We start from the raw sequence: 23127 nt of genomic DNA, 5'->3' as shown, positions 1-23127 counted from the left end.
AGATTATCACAATCAACAATATTTTTTCGGGGCATAATTCTGTATAAAACCCTAAATTGACAGAATTAAACGCACAAAAAATATTGTAAATTGACAAAACACCTTTTTCCCTGCTACGCTGTTTCCGCCGCTTCAGCAAGGGGCGGGCATGTGGAAGGAAAGGTGTGGCATCATGACGCGACGCAACAGCGCGAACACAGCAAGGCGGATGAAAGGGCGGCCAGCGTCCTTTTACCGGGGATACCTGAAAGCAAACTGGCAGCTTTACCTGCTCATGACGCTGATTATGGCGTACTTCCTCCTCTTTAAGTACCTGCCGATGTACGGACTTCGCATGGCGTTTATGGACTATAACCCCTTTCTTGGCTTTGAAGGCAGCCAATACGTGGGTACGAAGCACTTTCAGCGCCTTTTTAGCAGCAGGCAGTTTTTCCCGGCTTTGAAGAACACGTTGACGCTCAGCGTCTATTCACTGCTGGTGGGCATGCCCTTTCCGCTCCTGTTCGCGCTGCTGCTCAACAGCCTGCCAGGGGAACGGCTCAAAAAGAGCATCCAGACGGTCACCTATGCGCCACATTTTATTTCGACGGTGGTCATCGTGGGCATGCTCAAGCTCTTTCTGTCGCCCAGTTACGGCGTCGTCAATTATTTCCTGAAGGCGATTTCGGGGACGACGATTAACTTCTTCGGGGTATCATCGATGTTTCCGCACCTCTACGTGTGGTCTGATATCTGGCAGAACACGGGCTGGAATGCCGTCATCTACATGGCGGCGCTCTGCTCGGTCGATCATTCGCTGCACGAGGCTGCGATGGTGGACGGTGCAGGCCGGCTGAAACGGCTTTGGCATATCGACATACCGAGCATCATCCCCACGTTCATCATCCTGCTGATCATGCGCTTTGGAAGTTTGGTAAACGTGGGATTTGAAAAGGTATTCCTGATGCAGACGGATTTGAACCTGTCTACGTCCGAGACGCTGGCGACCTACGCCTATAAAATGGGGCTGCAAAAGACCGAATACAGCTTCTCGGCCGCCGTCGATATGTTCAATTCCGTCGTCACGTTCGTGCTTCTGATGTCCGTCAATTTCGTCTCGCGCCGCCTGACCGAGACGTCGCTGTGGTGAGAGGGGGAATCGAGATGATTCGAAAAATCAGGGGTCTGTCGAGAGGCGATAAGCTCTACTTTGCGGTTACGTACGTGTTGATTTTCTTTTTCGTGCTCCTCACGCTGTTCCCGATCTATTTTATCCTGATTGCGTCCTTTTCCTCCCCGAACGACGTCATGCTCGGCAGGGTGCTTTTGCTGCCCTCCAACCCCACGTTCAAGGCGTACGAAATGGTGTTTAAAAACGCAAACATCTGGACGGCTTACGGCAACACCGTCGTATACACGCTGGTGGGGACGGCGCTTTCGCTCACCGCCACGCTGACCGCAGCGTTCGTCTTTTCGCGCAGAAGGCTATATGGTTCCCGGGCATGTATGCTGGCAATTCTCTTCACCATGTATTTTTCCGGCGGACTTATCCCCACGTACTTCAACATCCGCAATTTAGGCATGCTCAACACCATTTGGGCGCTGGTGCTCCCCGGAATGATCAGCGGCTATAACCTGATTATCGCCCGCACCTTTATGCAAAGCAGCATTCCAGATGCACTGGACGAGGCGGCGAAGCTAGACGGGTGCACCCCTATCCGCTACTTTCTTTCTGTGGTGATCCCCCTAAGCACCCCGATTATCGGCGTGCTGTGCCTGTACAGCGTGGTGGGGCACTGGAACAGCTACTATAACGCCCTGATCTATCTGACCGAACGCAAGCGCTACCCTCTGCAGCTCATTTTGCGGGAGATTTTGGTGCAGGGCAGCATGAACACCGAAAACATCACCGATATATCGGCGATGGAGGAAGCATTTGAATTTTTAAATCTGGCAGAATCGCTGAAATACGCGCTGGTGATCGTATCCAGCCTCCCCATGCTGATCCTTTACCCCTTCCTGCAAAAGTTTTTCGTCAAGGGTGTGATGATCGGCTCGGTCAAGGGTTAAGCGGGCGCTGCCCGTCGATAAAAAAAGAGGAGGTATCCCCATGAAACGAATCCTGGCGACCCTGATTGCGCTGGTCTTGCTGGCCTGCGCACTCCCGTCCGCGATAGCGGACGAGAAAAACGATTACCGGCTCACCGATGAAAAGCAGACAATCACATTTTTTGTGGGCCACGGATACCAGACAGACTTCAACGAAAGCAACCTGATGTACCAGAGGCTGGAAGAGCTCACCAACGTGCATGTAGAATGGACGATCGTTTCGCCTTCGGATTCCGATACGCGAAGGAGCCTGATGTGGGCGAGCGGGGACCTGCCGGACATCATCGCGGCGCCCACCAACGATGAGGTGCTCACCTATTCGTCCCTGGGCGCGCTGCTTCCCTTCGACGAGTACAAGGAATACATGCCGAATTTTTACGCTGCGATGAACGACGGACGCAACGACGGAATCGAGCAGATGCTCACGCTGGAGGATGGCCATATCTACGCCTTACCGGCCATCGGCCTGGCCTATTACACCACGGGCGCGGCGAATTTTATCAATACGGCATGGCTTGAAAAGCTGGGCCTTGAAATGCCGACTACGGTGGAAGAGCTCAAAGAAGTGCTCATCGCCTTCCGGGATCAGGATCCGAACGGGAACGGACAAAAGGATGAGATCCCCATGTCATTTGATTGGCACTATGCGGGACAGGACGCAAGAATCGGAGGGGTCTATTCGTGGTTCGGCGTGCTGCCGGGGCTATGGATTCATGACGGCGTAGTGAAATACGGACCCTATATGGAAGATTATAAGACCATGGTAAAGTACTTCGCAGATTTATACGCCGAAGGGCTCATCGATAAGGAAATATTCACGCAGAACAGCACGACGTATAACGCAAAGGGCAGCACAAACCCCACGCTTTACGGCGTTTTCAGCGCGTGGCGCAAGGGGCTGGTTCTGGGCGACCATAATTACGATGATTTCGAAGTTCTCCCCGCGCTGTACTGCGCCGATACAGAACTGAGCGGCTCTGCGCGAACCCATATGGGAGAGGGCCGCGAGTGGAGCTTTAACCGCGTCGCCGTTTCCGCTTCCTGCAAAAATCCGGAGCTCGTATGCCGCTGGCTGGATACCTTCTACGATCCTTATTGGGGCAGCCAGATCGCAGACGGTTATCTGGGAACGCATCTGTACGAGCAGGAGGACGGACAATTTGCCGAGGTGCCCGCCGACCAAATTCCGTCGCAGTACGCGAGCCGGGACGAGTGGAAGTGGTATACCATGGCGAATATGGGCCCTTATTACAAGGCGGAGGAGCACTGCAGGGATCTGGCGACCGGCGCAAAGTGGGCGGTCGAAATGAACCATCAGTCCGAGGTATACGCCGATCACTACATTAACGAGGTGATGATGCCCAGCTATCAACTGCCTGAAGAATACGACCTCATCTCTTCCTATGAAACCGACATCAAGAGCTACGTCAAGGAAATGTTCTCTTTGTGGGTTACCGGAGAGAGCGACGTGGAAGCGGATTGGGCGACTTATCTCAAGACGCTGGAACAGATGGGCGTGCAGGAATACATTTCCGCCTATCAGGCGTACTACGACCGCGTGATGAAGAAGTAAAGTGAGGGGACTACTGGATATGAATACCGGAAGTATGACCCCGGCGTGCCTGCTCTTTCATCCGGAGGGAGTGCAATACCGTGCTGCCGGCCGCACGTGGCAGGGGATACCCGCGATCGAACGGACGCGGGGAGGGACGCTGATCGCCGCTTGGTATACCGGCATGCACGGTGAAGTGTGCGGGAATTTTGTACAGGTGGAAAGAAGCGACGACGATGGGCTGACCTGGACGGACGGCTGGCTGGTCGTAAAGCACGACGATCCTGCTGTGCGCTGCTTTGATCCGTGCCTTTGGCGGGATCCGTCGGACAGGCTATGGCTCTTTTGGGCACAGTCCGGGTTTGGGCAGTTCGATGGGCGCGTCGGGGTATGGGCCTGCGAGTGCGAGGCACCGGATGAAATACATCCGCAGTTCTCTGAGCCCCGGCGTATTGCCAACGGCATCATGCTCAACAAGCCGACGGTTACGCGCTCGGGCGAGTGGTTGATGCCCTGTTCCCTATGGGGGGACGATTACGTAAAAATTGCCGGACCGGGGCATCCGGAGTTAGCCCGTGAGGTGGGTGCAAACGTCTATGTTTCCGTAGATGAGGGAAGGACATTTGCCCATCGAAGCGGCATCCTGATGCCGGGGCGGGTATTTGACGAGCATTCGATCGTGGAGCTTGCGGACGGGCGCCTTTGGATGCTCACCCGCTGCGTCGGCGGCATCGGCCAGGCGTTTTCGCAGGACAGCGGTCATACGTGGCAGGAGATCGGTCCCTCTGGCCACACGGGTCCCAACTCCCGTTTTAATATCACCCGCCTATCCACAGGGGAGCTGCTGCTCATCAATCACATGAATCCTACCAACGTGCTGGACAGGAAACCCTGGAAGCGGCGGGATAACCTGATGGCCATGCTCTCGCTGGACGACGGCAAGAGCTGGATCGGCGGCCTGATGCTGGATACGCGGCCTGAGATCAGCTATCCCGACGCGACGGAGGGACCGGACGGACGAATTTACGTGGTGTACGATCACGAGCGATATAAGGCCCGTGAGATCCTTCTTTCCGTCTTTACGATAGAAGACGTGCTGGCGGGCGCGCCCGTAAGCTCTGGGGCACGGATGCGCGAGGTGGTCAGCAAGGCGACGGGCGTACGGAAACCCACAATGGAATACGATTGAAATGAACGGCACTTTGAAGGCGCGGGCATCCTTGTGGATCCTCGCGTTTTTTGTATCATGAACACCCGTGCACCGCGGCTGCACCTGTCAATGATCCACAGGATCTGGCTCAGAGAAGGGGCGGAGACGACTGCCTTCTTGTTTTGTTTTAATAACTGTTGACCGTGACGCGCGTTTCTGAGCAATTCGCACATAAAACCGGACAAAAACATAGGGGAAGAGGCGCTTAAAAGCGTTTGAAAAAGGGCATGTTTTTTGATATAATAATATAGTAGAAAAAATTTGGACCAAGGGGCGAAAAGAGTATGATCGTGCACCTGGGGCAGGACGCTTCAGCGCTTGCAGAGGACATCGTGATGATCCTTAACATCGCTGATGGCGTGCCCGAGGAAACGCGCGCTTTTTTAAAAGTGCAGCGCGCGGCGGGCAGGGTCGAGGACATATCCGGCGGGCAGGCCAAGACCGTCGTCGTCCTGTGCGGACGCCGCAGAGGGATCCGCGTACTTCTATCGCCTATTTCGTCCGCGACGCTGCGGCTGCGCCAGAGCGCGCGCGCAGAGGCGGACCGACATTCGCGCAAGGGGACTTTCCCTTTGCGCGCCGATTGAGGTGGAACATGGAAAACGAACAGGTAAATCAGCAGCAGTACGACGAAACCCAAATTCAGGTGCTCGAAGGGCTGGAAGCGGTGCGCAAGCGCCCGGGCATGTACATCGGCTCGACCGACGTGCGCGGACTGCATCACCTGGTCTACGAGATCGTGGACAACGCGGTCGACGAAGCGCTCGCAGGCTTTTGTACGGAGATCGTCGTGACGCTGGAAAAAGATGGATCGGTGACGGTAAAGGACGACGGACGCGGCTTTCCGGTGGGCATCCATCCCAAGATGGGCCGCCCGGCGGTCGAGGTCTGCCTGACCGTGCTGCATGCGGGCGGCAAGTTCGGCGGCGGGGGATACAAGGTTTCCGGCGGCCTGCACGGCGTCGGCGCATCGGTCGTAAACGCGCTGTCCGAGCACATGAAGGTCAGCGTCTATCAGGACGGCAGGATCTACGAGCAGGAATATAAGCGCGGCAAGATCCTCTACGACCTGCGCGTGATCGGGGAGACGGAACGCACGGGCACGACGGTCAACTTTCTGCCCGACGTGAAGAGCGAGGGCAACCCGGAGGGCATCTTCGAGACGGGCGACTTCCAGTACGACACGCTCAAGGTGCGGCTTCGTGAGATGGCCTTCCTCAACAAGGGCATTAAGATCGTTCTGCGCGACGAGCGCGTCGATCCCGTGCATGAGCACGTTTTTCACTACGAAGGCGGCGTGCGCGAATTCGTCAAGTACCTCAACAAGAACAAGGAGGTGCTCTTCCCGGAACCCATTTACATCGAGGGCATCCGGGGCACGACGACGGTCGAGGTCGCGATGCAGTACAACGACACCTACAACGAGACCATCTTTTCGTTCGCCAACAACATTCATACGCCGGAGGGCGGAACGCACCTGACGGGCTTCCGCACGGCGATCACCCGCGTGGTGAACGACTACGGCAAGCGCCATAAAATCCTCAAGGACAGCGATGCGATGCTGCAGGGCGAGGACATCCGCGAGGGCCTGGCAGCGATCATCTCCGTCAAGCTGGAGGACCCGCAGTTCGAGGGACAGACGAAGTCCAAGCTCGGCTCCAGCGAGGTGCGTACGATCGTGGACGGCCTCGTGAGCGCGCAGCTTTCCGACTTCATGGAGGAGAACCCGCAGATTTCCAAGGCGATTTTGGATCGCTGCCTGAACGCCGCACGCGCGAGGGAGGCGGCCCGCAAGGCGCGCGACCTGACGCGCAGGAAGACCGTGCTCGAGTCCGCGAGCCTGCCGGGCAAGCTGGCCGACTGTTCCGAGCGCGACCCCTCCAAGTGTGAAATCTTCCTCGTCGAGGGGGACAGCGCAGGCGGCTCGGCCAAGACCGGCCGCGACCGCCACTTTCAGGCGATCCTGCCGCTGCGCGGTAAGATTCTGAACGTCGAAAAGACGCGGCTGGACCGCATTCTCGCCAACAACGAGATCAAGGCGATGATCACCGCTTTCGGCTGCGGCATCGGCGAAGACTTCAACGCGGAGAAACTGCGCTACCACCGGATCGTATGCATGACGGACGCCGACGTGGACGGAAGCCACATCCGCATCCTGATGCTGACCTTCTTCTATCGCTTTATGCCGAGGCTGATCGAGGACGGCTACGTCTACATCGCCCAGCCGCCGCTTTACAAGGTGACGTACAAGGGGCAGGAGCGCTACGTCTATTCCGACGAGCAGCTGGACGCCGTGATGCGCGAAATCGGGCGCGACAAGAAGCCCGAGGTGCAGCGCTACAAGGGCTTGGGCGAGATGAGCGCCGAACAGCTCTGGACGACCACCATGGACCCCTCTACCCGTACGATGATGAAGGTGACCATCGAGGACGCCATCGCTGCGGATGAGATCATGACGTTGCTGATGGGCGAGAAGGTCGATCCGCGCCGCGAGTTCATCGAGGAAAACTGCAAGCTGGTGCTGGATCTGGACATCTGATCCGGTGCTTCGGGCTAGGCCTGAAGCATCCCGCAAAATTACTGCGAGGTGAAACCGTTTGGATAATGAAAACAACAACACCCCGGGCACGGAGGAGAACCAGCCGGTCAGCGCCGAGTACGTGCCGCGCCTGATTCCCATCGATTTGGAGACGGAGATGAAGAAGTCGTTCATCTCCTACGCGATGGCGGTCATCATCACGCGCGCTCTGCCGGACGTGCGCGACGGCCTGAAGCCCGTGCACCGGCGCATCATCTACTCCATGCACGAGCTGGGCATGACGCCGGACAAGCCCTACCGCAAGAGCGCCCGCATTGTCGGCGACGTGCTGGGCAAATTTCATCCGCACGGCGATACCGCCGTGTACGACGCCATGGTTCGCCTGGCGCAGGACTTTTCCACGCGCTACATGCTGGTCGAGGGCCAGGGCAATTTCGGCTCCGTAGACGGCGACGGCGCGGCAGCCATGCGTTACACCGAAGCGCGCATGTCCAAAATCGCGATGGAGATGGTCGCCGACCTGGACAAGGAGACGGTGGACTTCTGCCCCAACTTCGACGAGACGCTGATGCAGCCGACCGTCATGCCCTGCCGTTACCCGAATCTGCTGGTCAACGGCTCCAGCGGTATTGCCGTCGGCATGGCGACGAACATCCCCCCGCATAACCTGGGCGAGGTGATCGACGGCGTCGTCTGCCTGATCGACCATCCCGATGCGACGCTCAAGGATCTGATGGAGCACATCAAGGGTCCGGATTTCCCCACAGGCGGCATCATCATGGGCCGCCAGGGGATTTACGAGGCCTATTCTACGGGCCGCGGACGCATCGTCACCCGCGCGAAGACCGACATCGAGCAGATGACGGTCAACCGCTCGCGCATCGTGGTCACGGAAATCCCCTACATGGTCAACAAGGCCAAGCTGGTGGAAAAAATTGCCGAGCTGGTGCACGAGAAGCGGCTGGACGGCATCTCGGACATTCGCGACGAGTCCGACCGCAACGGCATGCGCATCGTCATCGAGCTCAAGAAGGACGTCAACGCGGCGGTGGTGCTCAACTACCTGTACAAGCACACCCAGCTTCAGGATTCGTTCGGCGCGATCATGCTGGCGCTGGTGGACGGCGAGCCGAAGGTGCTCTCCCTGCACCAGATGCTCTACCACTACCTCGAGCACCAGAAGGAAGTCGTCACGCGGCGCACAAAGTACGACCTGGACAAGGCCGAGGCCCGCGCGCACATCTTGGAGGGCCTGCTCAAGGCGCTGGATCACATCGACGAGATCGTAAAGACCATCCGCGAGAGCGAGAGCACAGGCGCCGCGCGCGACGCCTTGATGCAGAAGTTCGACTTTTCCGAGAAGCAGGCGCAGGCCATTCTGGACATGCGCCTGGCGCGCCTGACCGGCTTGGAGCGCGAGCGCCTGCAGGAGGAATACGACGAGCTGAAAAAGACCATCGCCTACCTGCGCGCCATCCTCGCGGACGAGCAGATGCTGCTTTCCATCGTGCGCGGCGAGCTGCTCGAGGTGAAGCGCAAGTACGCGGACGAGCGACGCACGGAGATCACCTCCATGGCGGACGAGATCGACCCGGAAGATCTCATTCAAGAAGAGGATATGGTCGTGACGCTGACGCACTTCGGCTACGTCAAGCGCCTGCCCACCAGCACCTACCGCAGCCAGAACCGCGGCGGCAAGGGCGTTTCGGGCATGAGCACGCGCGACGAGGATTACGCGGAGCAGCTGCTGGTCATGTCGACGCACGAAGACCTGATGTTCTTTACGAACAAGGGACGCGTGTATCAGATCAAGTGCTATGAGATCCCGGAGGCAGGCCGCACGGCGCGCGGCACGGCGATCGTGAACCTGCTGCAGCTGGACGGCGGCGAAAAGGTCACGGCGATGATCCGCATCCCGGCGGACGCGGCGGATCACTACTTAGTGATGGCCACTCGTATGGGCCTCATCAAGAAGACCGCGCTTTCGGAGTTCCAGAATCTGCGCAAGACGGGCCTGATCGCCATCGTGCTTCGCGAGGACGACGAGCTGATGGGTGTGGAGCTGACCGACGGCGAGCAGGAGATCCTGTTGGGCACGAAGGGCGGCATGGCCATTCACTTCAGCGAGGGGGATATCCGCGCCATGGGCCGCGTGAGCATGGGCGTCAAGTCCATGGATTTGGACGAGGGCGACGCGATCGTAGGCCTCGCGGTGTACGAAGAGGGTGCGCAGGTGCTCTCCATCACCGAGAATGGCTACGGCAAGCGCACGGAGATCGACGCTTACCGCCTGCAAAGCCGCGGCGGCAAGGGCATCCGCGCGATGAACCTGACCGACAAGACGGGCTCGCTCGCCTCGCAGCTGATCGTGCACGAAGACGAAGACCTGATGCTCATCACCGACGACGGCGTCATCATCCGCTTGCCGGTGGAGGGCATCCCGGTGCTGGGCCGCAATACCCAAGGCGTGCGCGTCATGCGCGTGGCGGAGGGCAGTCATGTGGTCGGCGTCACCCGCGCGGAGAAGGAAGAGGATGAGCCCCAGACGCAGGAGGAGGCCTTCGAGGGCGCGGCGGAGGACGGTGCGACCGAGGGTCAGGACGAAGAAATTTAACGAGAAGACCGGTGTGAAGGGGTTTGGAGGCGATGCCGCCTGACCCCCGTTCGGAGGGCTTCGCCCTCTTGAGATTTCCCCGCCTCGCCGCAGCGCGCGGCAGGGGGATTCCTCAGGGCGAAGCCCCGGGACGGGGGCCGGAGCGCGCAGCGCGGAACCCCTTTGCGCCGCTTTTTTGTGAGGTACGCATGAAGAAGGAATATCTGCTCGTGCTCGCCGGCGTGGCGGGCGTTTCCATCAGCGGGCCGCTCGTCAAGTGGGCACTTGCATGCGGCGCGTCGCCGGTCACCATCGCCTGCCTGCGTCTCGCCATCGCCACGCTGGCGCTGCTCGTGCCTGCGGTCAAGACAGGGGCGCTGCGGGAGATGCTGCGCGCTCCACGGAGAGACATCGCCCTTGCCGTGGCCGCGGCTTTGCTGCTGGCGCTGCACTTCGCCAGCTGGATGACCTCCCTATCGAGAACTTCGACGTTCGCGAGCGTCGCGCTCGTGTGCACGCAGCCGTTGTTCGTGGCGGCGCTTTCCGGCGCAGTGCTGGGGGAACCCATCAAGCGCGAGGCCGTGCCCGGCGCGCTGACCGCTGTGGCCGGCGCGATCGGCATCGGCGTCTTTTCCATGAGCGGGCAGGGCGGCGACTTTGTGGGCGACCTGCTGGCGCTCGCGGGGGCGGCCTTCATGGCGGGGCACTGGCTCTGCGGCCGCGCGGCGCGGCGCACGAGTTCAGCGCTGGGCTACATGACGTTTGTGTATGGGCTTACGGCGGTGTTTCTCGCCCTGATGATGCCCTTTACGGGTGGGTTTGTCGCGCCGAAGGAGTCCCTGCCTGCGATCATTTTGCTGGCGGTGCTCTGCACGTTGGGCGGTCAGGCGCTGTTCACCTATGCGCTGGGCTTTGTGAGCGCGGACGTCGTCTCCTTCGCGCTGCTCGGCGAGCCGGTCGGCGCGGCGATTTGGGCCTATTTTCTCTTCGGAGAGCGCGTCAGCCTGCCGCTGCTGCTGGGCGGAATTGTGGTGCTGCTGGGGCTCGCCTGGTACATGATAGGCGAGATGCGGGCAAGCCGGAGGCCCGGACATTGAAGGAGGGGTGCATATGAAGAAAGCTTTCAGCGCGGCCGGGTGTCTGCTTCTCGGCGCGCTCGCGGCCTGGGCGCTTCCCTTAACGATGGTGCTGCGCGAGCCCATAGAGGCGCTGACCAACAGCACGGCGCTGCTGCTCGCCGCCCTGGCCTTCGCGCTGCTCATCCGGCGCGCAGAAAGAAGCGGATGCCTTGGCGTGCCGGAAATGGTCATGGGCGTGCTCTTTTCGGCCATGCTGGTGCTCGGAAGCGAGCTATCCCTGTATGCCGAGCATGCCTTCGCGCGCAATCGCCTGCCTATGCAGGCGGTTGCAATTCTCGGCTTTTCATCTGTACCAGCCTCACTCCTGGCGATCGCACGCCCCTCTGTTGCGCGGCCGGTCGTCGTGTCTGCTGATGGGAAGGCGGATGTGCGCGGCGGAGATAAAACCTGCTTCTTCGGGCTGTGGATTGTCATCGCATTGTGTTATCTGCCCGCATGGATAGCTTATTTCCCGGCAATTACGTCTTACGACACAGATGCGCAGATGCGTCAGATTTATCAGAACGCCTACAGCAACGGTCATCCGCTTCTGCACACGGGCATTCTGGCGCTGTGTACCGGCATAGGTGGCGGCGGGCGTGCGGGCGTCGCGATTTATGCGGGGTTGCAAATACTTTGTATGAGCGGAGCGTATGCCTTTGTGTGTACGCGCATGCGGTCGTGGGGCATACCAAAGGCGCTCTGGATTTGCGCGGCGGCGTACTTTGCGCTGTGGCCGACGCACGCCATGCTCGCGATTACGATCACAAAAGACGTGCTCTTTACGGGGCTCTTTATCATAGGTACGGCGTTGGTGATCGATGCGCTGCGCGCGGGGCGGTCGTTCTTTGCGCAGCCTCGGCAGGCGGTGCGCCTGTGTCTCGTGCTTGCGCTGATGTGCATGATGCGGCACAATGGCGTGGCCTCGGTCTTGGCGCTGTCTGTGGGGCTGATTGCTGCATCCCGCGGCGGGCGTGTACGTATGGCGGCGCTTTGCGCGGCTTCGCTTTGCTTCTATGGGGGGATGAACGCATTGCTGAACGTTGCGCTGCATGCAGCGCCGGACAACGGCAACGTTCTGTTCAGCGTGCCCGCCCAGCAGATCGCCGCAGCGGTAAACAACCAGCCAGATCGCATCTCAGAAGAGGAGCGCGCAGCGTTGGGCGAATTGTTTCCGCCCGGCACGCTGGAGAACTATACTCCTTTTCTGGCAGATCCGGTGAAGGATAAGTTTTTTTCGAGTGTGCTGCGAGCGAACCCTGAGAGATACTTGTACATGTACCTGTCCATCGGCCGCAAGTGCCCGGGCAGCTACCTGAGCGCCGCGCTGGCGCTGAACTGCGGACTGTGGTACCCGGACAATACGGCGCATGTGACGGTTCACGCGGACATCGGTCAGGGCTATATCGAAACCATTGATTATTTCGAGTGGCCGGATGAAAAGCTCAACCGCCCCGGCTGGCTGCCCCGAACGCGCAAGCTGTATGAGGCCTTTGCGTCTGTCGGCACGTATCGTAAGGTCGGCGTGCTCTCGATCCTTTTTGCGCCCGGGATTTACACGTGGCTGCTGGTCGCGTCGACATTCCTCCTCTGCCGGGTGGGACGCAGGCGTGCCGTCGTTGCGCTGCTGCCCTGCTGGGGTCTCGTGCCGGTGCTGCTCCTGGGGCCGGTCATCAACGTGCGCTACGTCTATCCGATGATGGCCGCGGCGCCCGTCATGCTCGCGCTACTGATCGGGAACCCGCTGAAGCAGGAGGTTGCATCATGATCGAATTTACGCTGTCGGGCAGTGGGCGTGCGAATAAATCGTCTGCTGACGGAGATGCACCATGAAAAAAGTTCTGAACTTGGCGGGCTGCTTGCTTCTCGGCGCGCTCGCGGCCTGGGCGCTTCCCTTAACGATGGCCCTGCGCGAGCCCGTAGAGGCGCTGACCAACAGCACGGCGCTGCTGCTCGTCGCCCTGGCCTTCGCGCTGCTCATCCGGCGTGCAGAAAGAAGCGGATGCCTTGGCGTGCCGGAAATGGTCATGGGCGTGCTCTTTTCGGCCATGCTGGTGCTCGGAAGCGAGCTGTGCGTGCGCGCGGAGCATGCCTTTACGCGCGCACGGTTGCCTTATCAGGCCGTCGCCATTTTATCGCTTTCACCGGGAATCGCCTCGTTGCTGGCGCTCGCGAGGCAGACGCTTGCAAAGCGCTCGCCGGCACGGGGAAGCACAGGCGCGCATCCGTTTGCGTTTTTTCTTGCGATGTGGGCTTTCATCGCTCTGTGCTATCTGCCGGCGTGGCTTGCGTATTTTCCGGCGATCACCTCGTACGACACCGGCACGCAGCTGAGCCAGATCGCATCCGGGGAATACGTAAGCAACCATCCGCTTCTGCACACGGGTCTGCTCACGCTGTGCATCCGCGCCGGAGGCGGAGGACGGATGGGCGTCGCGCTGTATGCGTTCTTTCAACTGCTTTGCCTGAGCAGCGCGTTCGCCTATGCATGTTTCAAGCTGCGGGTCTGGGGCGCGCCGCGAATGCTTTGGGGGAGTGCGGCGCTGTACTTCGCGCTTTGGCCTACCCATGCGCTGCTTGCGGTCGCGATAACCAAGGACGTGCTCTTTTCGGCCCTGTTTCTCCCGACTACGCTATATGTGATCGAGGCGTTGCGGGATATTGACGCCTTCTTTAGGCTTCGCCTGCCTGCTCTTCGCCTTGTTCTTTCGCTTGCAGCGCTGTGCTTGCTTCGCCATAACGGAGTAGCGGCCGTGCTTGCACTGTCCGTTGGTCTCGTGATTGTCTTTAAGGGAAAGCGCTGCAGGCTGATCGCGCTATGCGCAGCTGTCTTGTCCCTATACGGTCTGATGAACATGGCGCTGGGGAGCGTCCTGCAGGCCTCAAAGGGAAATGGCGCGGTGATGCTCAGCGTTCCGGCACAGCAGATCGCTGCGGCGGTAAAATCCCATCCTGAACGAATCGACGATGAGGAGCGGGGGGCGCTGGAGACGCTGTTCGACGCGGAATGCTTCGAGAATTACCTCCCGTTTTTTGCAGATCCTGTCAAGGATCACCTGCATATGGATGTGCTGGCAGAAGACCCTGTCAAGTACGCACAGGTCTACCTGTCTATCGGTCGCAAGTGCCCGGGCACTTATCTGAGTGCCGCGCTGGCGCTGAACAGCGGACTTTGGTATCCCGATAACGCAGCGCATGCCAATATGTACATGAAGGACGGCGTCGGCTACGTCGAGACGATCGATTATTTTACGTGGCCGGGGGAGACGCTGGACCGTCCTGGATGGCTGCCGCGCGTGCATGCCTATTACGAAGCGTTTGCTTCGGACGGCGTTTACCGCCGCATAGGCGTGCTTTCGATCCTTTTCGCGCCCGGGATTTACACGTGGCTGCTGATCGCGTCGACGTTCCTCCTCTGGCGAATGGGGCGCGGGCGTGCCGTCGTCGCGCTGCTGCCCTGCTGGGGTCTCGTGCCGGTGCTGCTCCTGGGGCCGGTCATCAACGTTCGCTACGTCTATCCGATGATGGCCGCGGCGCCCGTCATGCTCGCGCTGCTGATCGGGAACCCGCTGAAGCAGGAGGTTGCATCATGATCGAATTTACGCTGGGTGAGCCCATTCCGGAGGGCGCTCCGACGCTGCGGCGGTTGGCCGTGCGCGCCGTCGTCTGGCGCGGGGAAAGGCTGCTGCTGGTCCGAACCAACAAGGGGGACTACAAGTTCCCGGGCGGAGGGCAGGAGACGGGCGAGGATGACGCGCAGACGCTCGTGCGTGAGACGCTAGAGGAGACAGGCTATCTGGTGCGTCCGGCGGGTGCGCTGTTTTGCCGTGCCATTGAGCGGCGAAGGGATCTGTACGACGAAAGTCAGTACTTTTACATGACCTCGCTGTACTATCCCTGCGAGCTGTGCGCGGCTGAAAACGCCGGGCAGCGCCTGTCCGGCTACGAAGTGGCGCTGGAAATGGCGCCTGTGTTCGTAGAACCGCGGGAAGCTATCGCCTATAACGAGCGGCTGATGCAAAGCGGCGTCGGCGTGCTGCGCTGGGTCGAACGGGAGACGCGGGTGCTGCGCGCGCTGTGCGCGGAGTAGAGACAAAGACGAAGCCCCTTAAAGCGGTGAATACCCGCTTTAGGGGGCTTCTGCGTTTGGAAAGGGTCGATTACGGCTGCTGCCGCCGGTAGTGCTCCAGGAAGCAATAGACGTCGAAGTCCGGCTGTACCTGAGGTTCGCTTTCCCAGGCAAAGCGCCGCAGCGCTTCCCAGGCGGGCTGCCAGAGCGCGGTCTCCCGGCGGGAAAAGGGAATCAGGTAATCGCATAGGCGGACCGTCAGCGAGCGCCAGAAGCGCAGGTTCTGCCAAGAGCGCGCCTGTGCGGGGCAGAGCTCCTCTGGCACGGGCAGCTTGGCTTCTTTCAGGCACGTGCGCAACGATTCCAGGCTGCGCGCCGCGTCTTCACTGGGCGCAGGATGATCCTGGCCGTACAGATCCATGGGGAACAGGCGGCTGAGCGTTTCGCAAAGGGCGAGCGCCGCGCCGTATTTCGGGCCGAACGATCGCTCGAAATACGCGTCGCGCGCTGCGTCAAAGTCGAGAGAAGGGTCGCACAGCGTCCACCCCGCGAGGCTGAGCGCAAACCCATGGGGCATGCACACCCGCTGGAGCTGACAGTTGACGAGCCCGTTGAGACCGAGCGAGGCGAGCGCGCGGATGTCGCCGTGCAGCACGCGGCTCACAGTCATGTGCCCGGGGTCATAGCTCACCGCGCCGCAGAGGTGGTAGTCGAAGTCGAAGCTGTCGCCGCCAAAGGAGGTCTGCCAGGCAGCGAGATAGCCGAGGTTTTCTGCGAGGTCCGGTCCGAATGCGAGGCGATTGCGCGCATAGGGCGGAATCGATTCCGAGGGGCGCACGCCCGCGAAGGAACGGGAGAAGCTGCGCGTGATGGGCGCGTACATGAGGATGAAGCGGTCCTCGTTGGAGAGCCGCGTCTTTTCCGGCGGGAAGAGCAGGTCGAAGTAGAGCAGGAAGGCAATGCGCACCGGATTTCCGCTTTGCGTGAGCAGCGCGTCCGCTTCATTGAGCATCTGAACGTAGAAGTCGGAGGGACGGGCCTTTTGGCAGGCGTCGCATTCGCACTGGTTGTTGAAATCGTCCGCAAGCCACACGTGCAGCACGTCGATTTCAGGGTGTGCGTCGGCGTAGCCGGCAATGGCCTGCGCCATGAGGCTTCGCACCTCAGGGCTTGAGTAGCACAGATTGGTGTTGAGCGCGATGCCGCGATAGAGCCCGCGCACGCCCCCGACCTGCGCCATGCAGGCGCGCTGAGCGGCCGTCGGTTCTATGCCGTCGTCCTCCCAGTGCAGGCCGGGGATGCCCAACGGCTCGCAGGTCCACCCGTGTCCCACCGCGTGGTAGAGGAGCCCGCGGCGCTTCACCGCACGGACGACGGCGGCGAGCATTTCGCGGGCGAGCTTTGGCGTATACGTTTCCGGCGCGCGCAGCGGGTTTCCCTTATGGGTGTACCAGCGCTCGAAGAACGTGTAGGCCTCCATGAACTGCGTGAAGTAGGCGTTGTATCCCGCCTTGGGCGCGAAATCGACCATGTCCAGCACGTTTTCCAGGCTTACGCTGCCCTCGATGCAGATGCAGCGGTGGCGGCAGGCGGCGCACATTTGAACGTGCGATTCGAGGCGCGAGAGGCTTGCGCGGGGGACGATTTCACCCTCGGGCCCGGGACGCAGAAAGGCGCAGCCCGCATCGCTCAAGAGCCGATAGGCGCCGAGCAGCGCGCTGCGGGCATTGGAGACGGCGATGACGCCGCGGCCATCCTCCACGTCGATGCGATAGGCGTCGTCCCAATAGGGATCCCGGACGTCCAGCGCTTTGAACTCCGCCTTGGAAAAGGGAACGAACCGAATCTGCGCCACGTCGTAGGCAGGGTCCATCAGGGCGGCGTAACGGCGGAGCTCCGCACGGGCAAAGGATAGCACGTTTTCATCGAGCATGGCGGTCGCCTCCATCGTAGATGATCTTTAAAGGGCGGGGAGAAACGCCTGAGGTATTGCGCGCCGTGGCCGCCGTTCCTCCCTCGCCGGGAAACGTTACTTGCCGAGGTAAGCGTCGATCTGGCTCTGCATCTCCGCGCAGATGGCGCTCACCGCGTCGTAAGCCTCTTCGCGGAAGAGCTTCATGCCCTCGTCAGGATCGACTGCGCCGTTCTGAATGGCGAACCAATACTTCTGCAGCGCGACGTTGTACTGCGACACCTGGTTGCTCACGGGTTCGGAGTTGAAGCTGAAGCCGCTGAGTACGCTGCTGGAGAAGAAGTCCTTGTCGTGGAAACGGTCGATGTGCGCGAGGTCCGCTTCGGTGAAGTTGCTGTCGTAGCGTTCGTAGGCGGCGTTGCGCACCCAGGTCCACGTCTCGGCGGACCAAAGGTCGGAATTGACCTTGAACTGCTTGTCGCCGATGGGCTCCCAGGTCACGCCCTCGATGCCATAGGCGCACAGGTCGAAGTGCTCCTGATTTTCGGATACCCAGTTGAGGAATTGAAGCGTGCGCGCTTTGTTCTCGGGCGTGCTGGTGGAGGGGATAAAGCAGAAATCCCACGCCTTGAAGTCGGTGGCAAACTTCTTGTCCTGGTCAAAGTCGTAGAAGGTCACGGCTTCGTACACGCCGTTTGGATCGGCCTGTGAAAGCGCCTGCTGCAGGGAACCGGCTACGCCGATGTCCGCGCCGCAGGAAATGGCGCAGGAACCCTCCTGAACCTTGGCGTACCAGTCCGGCAGGGACATCACGTCCGGGTGCAGGATGCCATCCTGATAGAGCTTGCGGGCGAGCTGGATGTCCTCCCACAGGGGCTGCGGCATGTCGTCGAAGATGTTGTAGATCCTGCCGTCGTTGTTCTTGAAGTAAAAGACGCCTTCCCAGCCCATATCGGTGATCCACATGTAATCCGGGATCTCGTACAGGTCGAACGCGGCGAGCATGGCCGCCATCGTGTTGCCTGCGGCGCGGCCGGTGATGATCGGGGTGAGCTCGGGATGCGCTTCCTTGACCTTGTACGCAAAGTCGATGAGCTCCTGCTCGGTCTTGATCTCCGGCACGCCCAGCTCCTCGCGGATGTCCTTGCGCACCAGGAACTGCATCGCGCGGCCGTAGTAGTCGCCGAGCGGGATGCCGTACAGATGGTATTCGCCGTCCGGCCCCTTAGCCCTGTTGGCGTCGAGGATTTCTTCCGTCTTGGCGGCGACGAGATTCGGCGCGTATTGACGGATCAGGTCGTCCAGCGGCTCGTAGTAGCCGCCCGCGATGCTGGTGTTCATGGAGCCCCAGGAGGCGTCGTACACCAGCGAGTACTTCTGCCCGGCGGCCAGGGCCATCTGCATCTTTCCGCCGTAGTCGTCCCATCCGGCGTAGATGAACTTGAGATCGATATTCAGCTCGTCCCGGCAGGCGTCCTCGATCGCCTTCTCCACCTGCTCCAGACCGGCTGGGGCATCGCCGGGAACGTAGATGACGATCTCCTCCAGGGGCAGCGCGTCGTCGGCCAGGGCCAGGACGCCCGTGCCCAGGCACAGGGCCGCACACAGCAGCAGGGATAGGAACTTTTGAAACATGAGAGTCCCTCCTTTTATTTTTTCACGCATCCGCGTGAGAGGTTCAACGGAATCAGCCTTTGACCGCGCCGACGGTGATGCCCTGCACGAAGTACTTTTGGATGAAGGGGTATACCAGCAGGATCGGGCCGATGGTAATGCAGACGGTCACCAGCTGCACGGTGAGCGGCTGCATGACGAAGTTGGCGGAGCTGCCCATGATGGAGGCCATCTGCTGGCGGGAGATGATGTTGCGGATGAGGATTTGCAGGGGCTTGAGGTCGGCGCGCGTGATGAACAGGTTTGCCAGCCACCAGTCGTTCCAGTAGCCCAGCGCGTAAAAGAGCATAATCGTCACCGTCGGGATGATGGACATGGGCCATACGACCTTGAAGAACACGAAGCCGTCGTGCGCGCCGTCGATGTAAGCGGCTTCGGTCAGCTCGTAGGGAAGGTCGCGAAAGTGCGAGACCATGATGAACGTGTTGAAGGGGCTGAGCACGTAGGGCAGAATCAGCGCGAGCAGCGTATCGTTCAGGTGAAGCACGGAAACCATGAGCAGGTAGAAGCCCACCAGGCCCGAGCCCATGATCATGGGGATGTAGGTGAGAAAGGAAATTTTGTAGCGGTACTTGACTCGCGGATGCGCAAGACCGTAGGCGAACATCGCGGTCACCACCGTGGCCAGCGCCGTGCCGCAGACGGTCACGGTGATGGAAACCATGTAGTTGGTGAAGACCTTGCCGTTTCCCAGCACGTAGCGATATCCGTCGAGCGAGAAATCTTTAGGCCAGAGCTGAAAGCCGTTTCGCGTCAGGTCCATGGCGGGCACCATGGAGTTGACGATGATGAGGTAAAACGGCAGGATACACAGGACGAAGGAAAATGCGAGCACGAGGCCGCATACGCCGAGGTAAGCGCGCTCGCCGGGGGAGCTTCTGATGGCGTTCTTCCTGCCGGGATGTTTCAAAGCCGGATTCATAGGGCGTACCTCCTTTAAAACAGCCGTGCGTCGGGCTCGATGCGCTTGGCGATCCAGTTGAACAGCAGGATCGTGAGGACGCCCATGCCAGCCTGACAGACGGTGATGGCCGAGGACATGGAGAAGCTGTTCGTCTGGCGCATGGCGCGATAGGCGTAGGTGTCGATCACGTCCGTGGTGCTGTACAGCAGGCTGTTGTCGCCGATGAGCCCGTAAAGCATGCCCGTGTCGCCGTAGAAGATGCGGCCCGTCGCCATCAGCATCATGACCAGCACGGTTTTGCGGATGAGCGGCAGCGTGATGCGCAGGACCATCTGCAGCCGGGAGGCGCCGTCGATCACCGCGCTTTCGTAGTAAGCCGGGTCGATGGAGGTTACCGCGCCGATGAAGATTACCGCGTAGTAGCCGGAGAAGCGCCAGACGTATACGAGCGTCAGGATCACGCGCCAGTAACCGGGCGTAGCGTAAAAGCTTACGGTCTTCCCGGTCAGCGCGAGGATCGCCTGCGTGAGGAGCCCCTGCTGCGAGGCGAGCAGCGCGTACATCATCTGCTGCACCACCATCCAGGAGACGAAGTAGGGCAGAAACACGCCGGACTGCAAAAGGCGCTTGAGCCAGGTGCGCTGCACCTCGCTGAGCAGGACGGCGAGCACCACCGCGAAGCCCATGCCGAAGAGAATGAACAGGGCGTTCAGATAGAGCGTGTTGAGCGTGATGGGCAGCCAATCGCGGGTAGAGAAGAAGAACTGAAAGTTTTTCAGCCCCACAAACGGGCTTCCCCAGATGCCCTTTTGCAGGGTATAATCCTTAAAGGCAAGCAGGTAGCCGGACAGCGGCATGTAGGAGAAGACGAACAGAAACAGCAGGCCGGGCACCATCATGAGGTAGATGTATCGGTTTGCCCGAATCTCCTGTCCAAAACGCCTCAGTGCCGTTTGCATGCGATCACGCCCTTTCGCTTGGTCTATTCGCAGTATACACGCGTCCAGGGGAGCCCGCCTAGTGTGAAGATTGACGTTTTGAGTATGAAAATGGACGCTTTTTCCGATAAATGGGGTGCAATTTTTGAATGCAGGGTGCAGAAATTCATTTTTCCCTAGGCGAAACTTGTTCGATCTCGCTATAATAGGGAAGGTCTACCGAAAGGAGGGGATGGATGGATGAAGAACCTGCTGCAGAGCACATGGGTGCGCTTCGCGCTGCGGGCCTCGCTGATCGCCGCGGTTTCCCTGATGATCCTCTGCCTCGTCCTTTCGGAAGCGTACATTCAGGCGTCGCGCGCGGCGCTGGAACAGGCCTCGCGCAGCAAGGCAGAGCAGGTCGCTTCCCATTTGGACAGTGTGATCGAGACGGTCTTCTCCTACACCTACGCGGTTTACAACGATCCGGACGTCTTTCAGTGGCTCTACAAGGAGGATCAGGACCCTTACCGCGACATTCGCATGACGCTCTCCGTGGGCCGCTACCTCAAGAGCGAGCGATACCTGAACGATATCTTTCTCTTTAACGGCCATACGGAGCGCATTTATTCCTCCAGGACGGGCCTTTCCACCTACAGCCAGCCCGCCAGCGCGTCGCTGCTTCAGATGGCGCAGGATTCTCGGCCCGGCCTCGTGCGCCTCGTACCCTTTGCGCAGGACGGGCTTGAAGGGCTCACGGTCACCTATCCCATGTCCCTGATCGATCGGACGTACGACGGGCGCATGGTCCTGCTGGTCAGCACCAGCGCCATCGAGCGCAACATACTGGGCGAGAGCTCGGCGGAGGAGCAGCTATTCGTCGTGGATGCCGAGGGAAACTGCTTGCTGGGCCGCGCGCCGGACGACCTGGAGGAGATCCTCCGCCGGGCGGAAGACGGCGAAAAGGACACGCTTTTTTCCGGCTGGATGGGCAGCCAGACGCTCGTGTCGAGCCTGCACATGGTCAACCAGCCCTGGACGGTCTGCCACGTGCTGCGCGTGACGCCCACGGGCGGGCAGACCGGGTGGTATCTGCGCATCCTGGCCGCGGCCCTTTGCCTGACGGTGCTGGTGCTGGCAGGCGCGCTGCTCCTCTGGTCCTGGCGGATGCTCTCGCCGTATGACCGCATTGTAAACCGCCTCATGGGGGCCGCCGGGACGACGGGCCCGCGGAACAAGGCGGCGCTGCTCAAGGAGAGCGTGGACTCGCTGCTGCAAAACCTGGAAAGCCTGCGCGCGACGCTGGGACGCCACGGGCAGACCATACGCGGCGAGGAGTGGCATCGCTTTTTGCTCACGGGCGCGCCGCAGGCCCTGCAGGCCGTAATGCCGGGCGGCGGGCTGCTTCGTCTGTGCGTGGCGCGCATGGAAGGCTACGGCAGCCTGCGCATGCGCGAAAACTACACGCGGCGCGTGCTGATCCGCTACGAGCTGGAGCAGCTGGCGATGCGCTGCATTTCTCAGGCGTCCCTTTCGGCGGACAGCGTGGACATGGGCGACGACCATCTGCTGCTGATCTTCCCTGCGGGGATGGAGGATGCCCCGCTTCGGGAGGCGCTGCTGCGTTTTCGCGCGCTCGCGCAGGAGCAGACGGACATCTCGCTGGCGATCTCGCTTGGCGACCCGATGCGCCCGGAGGCCGCCGCTGTGCAGGCGCGGTACAACGAGCTGTACACGGCGACCTACCTGCACTTCTTCCTTGGAGAAGAGCGCATCTATACCCAGCAGGATTACGAGGCCTATCAGGCGATGATGCGCCCTGTGCAGGGAGACGACGCACTGGACCGGCTGATCGAATCGCTGCGCGCGGGGGACCGGCGGGGCTGGGATGCGGCGCTGAACGCGCTCGTGGACGGCTGGCGCGGGGCACCCTACCCGGACGTTCAGTTTCTGGCGACGCTGGCGGCGCATACCGTCGCCGCTACCTTTTCCAAGCATCTGGAGGGCGACGCGCTGGGCGAGGTACGGGAGGACATCGGACGGGCGGCGGGGCTGGAGGAAATCAGCGCCCGCCTGCGCACCCTGTGCGAGCAGGTAAGCGAACGCGTGGACGGCGGACGCGGCGGGGCGTGCGGCCGTTGGCAGGACACCTTGCTGGAGGTCATGGACTTCATAAACGCCCATTTGCAGGATCCCTCGCTTTCGCCGGACAGGATTGCCGAACACGCGGGGCTCAGCACCAACTACCTGCGAAAGCTCTTCAAGGATTACTACGACGCCTCGCTGTCCGACTACATTCGCGCGCAACGTATGGAAAAGGCCATGGAATTGCTTCGGGAAACGCGAAAGACCGTTGCTGAGGTCATGGAGTACACCGGCTACACGAATCGCTCCAGTTTCTTTCAGGCGTTTAAGCGCCATACCCATCTCACGCCGGAGCAGTATCGCGGCGAATGCAGCGAGGGCGGAGAAACCCCGTAAGCGGAATGCCGCCCCTTCAACGCAGAAAAACCCGCGCGGAAGATCCCGCGCGGGCTTTTTTCGGAAAACC

The 23127-nt window shown here is 60.5% G+C and carries 16 protein-coding genes; 12 read left to right on the top strand and 4 right to left on the bottom strand.

Going from position 1 to position 23127, the window contains the following annotated elements; all coding sequences use genetic code 11:
• Positions 1-172: 172 nt before the first annotated feature.
• The 11 genes from C1725_RS17300 (at position 173) to C1725_RS19525 (ending at position 15190) form a co-directional block, all read left to right on the top strand.
• Positions 173-1129, top strand: coding sequence for an ABC transporter permease (locus tag C1725_RS17300; protein WP_346026797.1), 957 nt, complete (start codon positions 173-175; stop codon positions 1127-1129).
• A gap of 14 nt (positions 1130-1143) precedes the next feature.
• Complete coding sequence (locus tag C1725_RS17295) at positions 1144-2049, top strand: ABC transporter permease family protein (RefSeq protein ID WP_102412933.1); 906 nt, start codon at positions 1144-1146, stop codon at positions 2047-2049.
• Positions 2050-2089: 40 nt separating this feature from the next.
• Positions 2090-3661, top strand: a complete 1572-nt coding sequence (locus tag C1725_RS17290; protein WP_102412932.1) for an extracellular solute-binding protein — start codon at positions 2090-2092, stop codon at positions 3659-3661.
• A 19-nt stretch (positions 3662-3680) separates the two neighbouring features.
• The gene (locus tag C1725_RS17285; protein ID WP_346026796.1) at positions 3681-4829 is read left to right on the top strand and encodes a sialidase family protein; all 1149 of its coding nucleotides are present in this window, start codon (positions 3681-3683) and stop codon (positions 4827-4829) included.
• A 305-nt stretch (positions 4830-5134) separates the two neighbouring features.
• Complete coding sequence (gene remB / locus C1725_RS17280) at positions 5135-5437, top strand: extracellular matrix regulator RemB (protein WP_102412930.1); 303 nt, start codon at positions 5135-5137, stop codon at positions 5435-5437.
• Positions 5438-5445: 8 nt separating this feature from the next.
• A complete protein-coding gene (gyrB, locus tag C1725_RS17275) occupies positions 5446-7389 on the top strand; it encodes a DNA topoisomerase (ATP-hydrolyzing) subunit B (protein ID WP_102412929.1) in 1944 nt (647 codons plus the stop codon).
• A gap of 121 nt (positions 7390-7510) precedes the next feature.
• Positions 7511-10003 (top strand): DNA gyrase subunit A, encoded by a 2493-nt coding sequence (gene gyrA / locus C1725_RS17270; RefSeq protein ID WP_346026905.1) that lies wholly within the window; start codon positions 7511-7513, stop codon positions 10001-10003.
• Between the two features lie 188 nt (positions 10004-10191).
• Complete coding sequence (locus C1725_RS17265) at positions 10192-11079, top strand: DMT family transporter (RefSeq protein WP_346026795.1); 888 nt, start codon at positions 10192-10194, stop codon at positions 11077-11079.
• 13 nt (positions 11080-11092) lie between these two features.
• Positions 11093-12868: a DUF6020 family protein gene (locus C1725_RS17260; protein ID WP_102412927.1), complete on the top strand. Its 1776-nt coding sequence runs from the start codon at positions 11093-11095 to the stop codon at positions 12866-12868.
• Positions 12869-12929: 61 nt separating this feature from the next.
• Positions 12930-14693, top strand: coding sequence for a DUF6020 family protein (locus C1725_RS19530; RefSeq protein WP_346026794.1), 1764 nt, complete (start codon positions 12930-12932; stop codon positions 14691-14693).
• Entirely contained in the window at positions 14690-15190 is a 501-nt protein-coding gene (locus tag C1725_RS19525) for an NUDIX hydrolase (protein WP_346026793.1), read from the top strand. The genes C1725_RS19530 and C1725_RS19525 overlap by 4 nt, the downstream gene beginning before the upstream one ends.
• Positions 15191-15260: 70 nt before the next feature.
• On the opposite strand, the gene C1725_RS17250 is transcribed toward C1725_RS19525, so the two are convergent.
• From C1725_RS17250 to C1725_RS17235, 4 genes are all read right to left on the bottom strand, one after another.
• Positions 15261-17102 carry a DUF4838 domain-containing protein gene (locus C1725_RS17250; RefSeq protein ID WP_102412925.1) on the bottom strand — a complete coding sequence of 614 codons (1842 nt, stop codon included), beginning with the start codon at positions 17100-17102 and terminating at the stop codon, positions 15261-15263.
• 96 nt (positions 17103-17198) lie between these two features.
• On the bottom strand, positions 17199-18716 hold the full coding sequence (locus tag C1725_RS17245) for an ABC transporter substrate-binding protein (protein WP_346026792.1): 1518 nt from the start codon (positions 18714-18716) through the stop codon (positions 17199-17201).
• Positions 18717-18768: 52 nt separating this feature from the next.
• Positions 18769-19677, bottom strand: a complete 909-nt coding sequence (locus C1725_RS17240) for an ABC transporter permease subunit (protein ID WP_102412923.1) — start codon at positions 19675-19677, stop codon at positions 18769-18771.
• Between the two features lie 14 nt (positions 19678-19691).
• Positions 19692-20618, bottom strand: a complete 927-nt coding sequence (locus C1725_RS17235) for an ABC transporter permease subunit (protein ID WP_102412922.1) — start codon at positions 20616-20618, stop codon at positions 19692-19694.
• Positions 20619-20837: 219 nt separating this feature from the next.
• Here C1725_RS17235 and C1725_RS17230 point away from each other — a divergent pair, with 219 nt between their 5' ends.
• A complete protein-coding gene (locus C1725_RS17230; protein WP_102412921.1) occupies positions 20838-23057 on the top strand; it encodes a helix-turn-helix domain-containing protein in 2220 nt (739 codons plus the stop codon).
• Positions 23058-23127: the final 70 nt, after the last annotated feature.

The organism is Beduinella massiliensis (assembly GCF_900199405.1).
Taxonomy (GTDB): Bacteria; Bacillota; Clostridia; order Christensenellales; family Aristaeellaceae; genus Beduinella; species Beduinella massiliensis.
The sequence above is the reverse complement of the archived record's forward strand: the minus strand, read 5'-3'. Positions and strand labels throughout refer to the sequence as shown.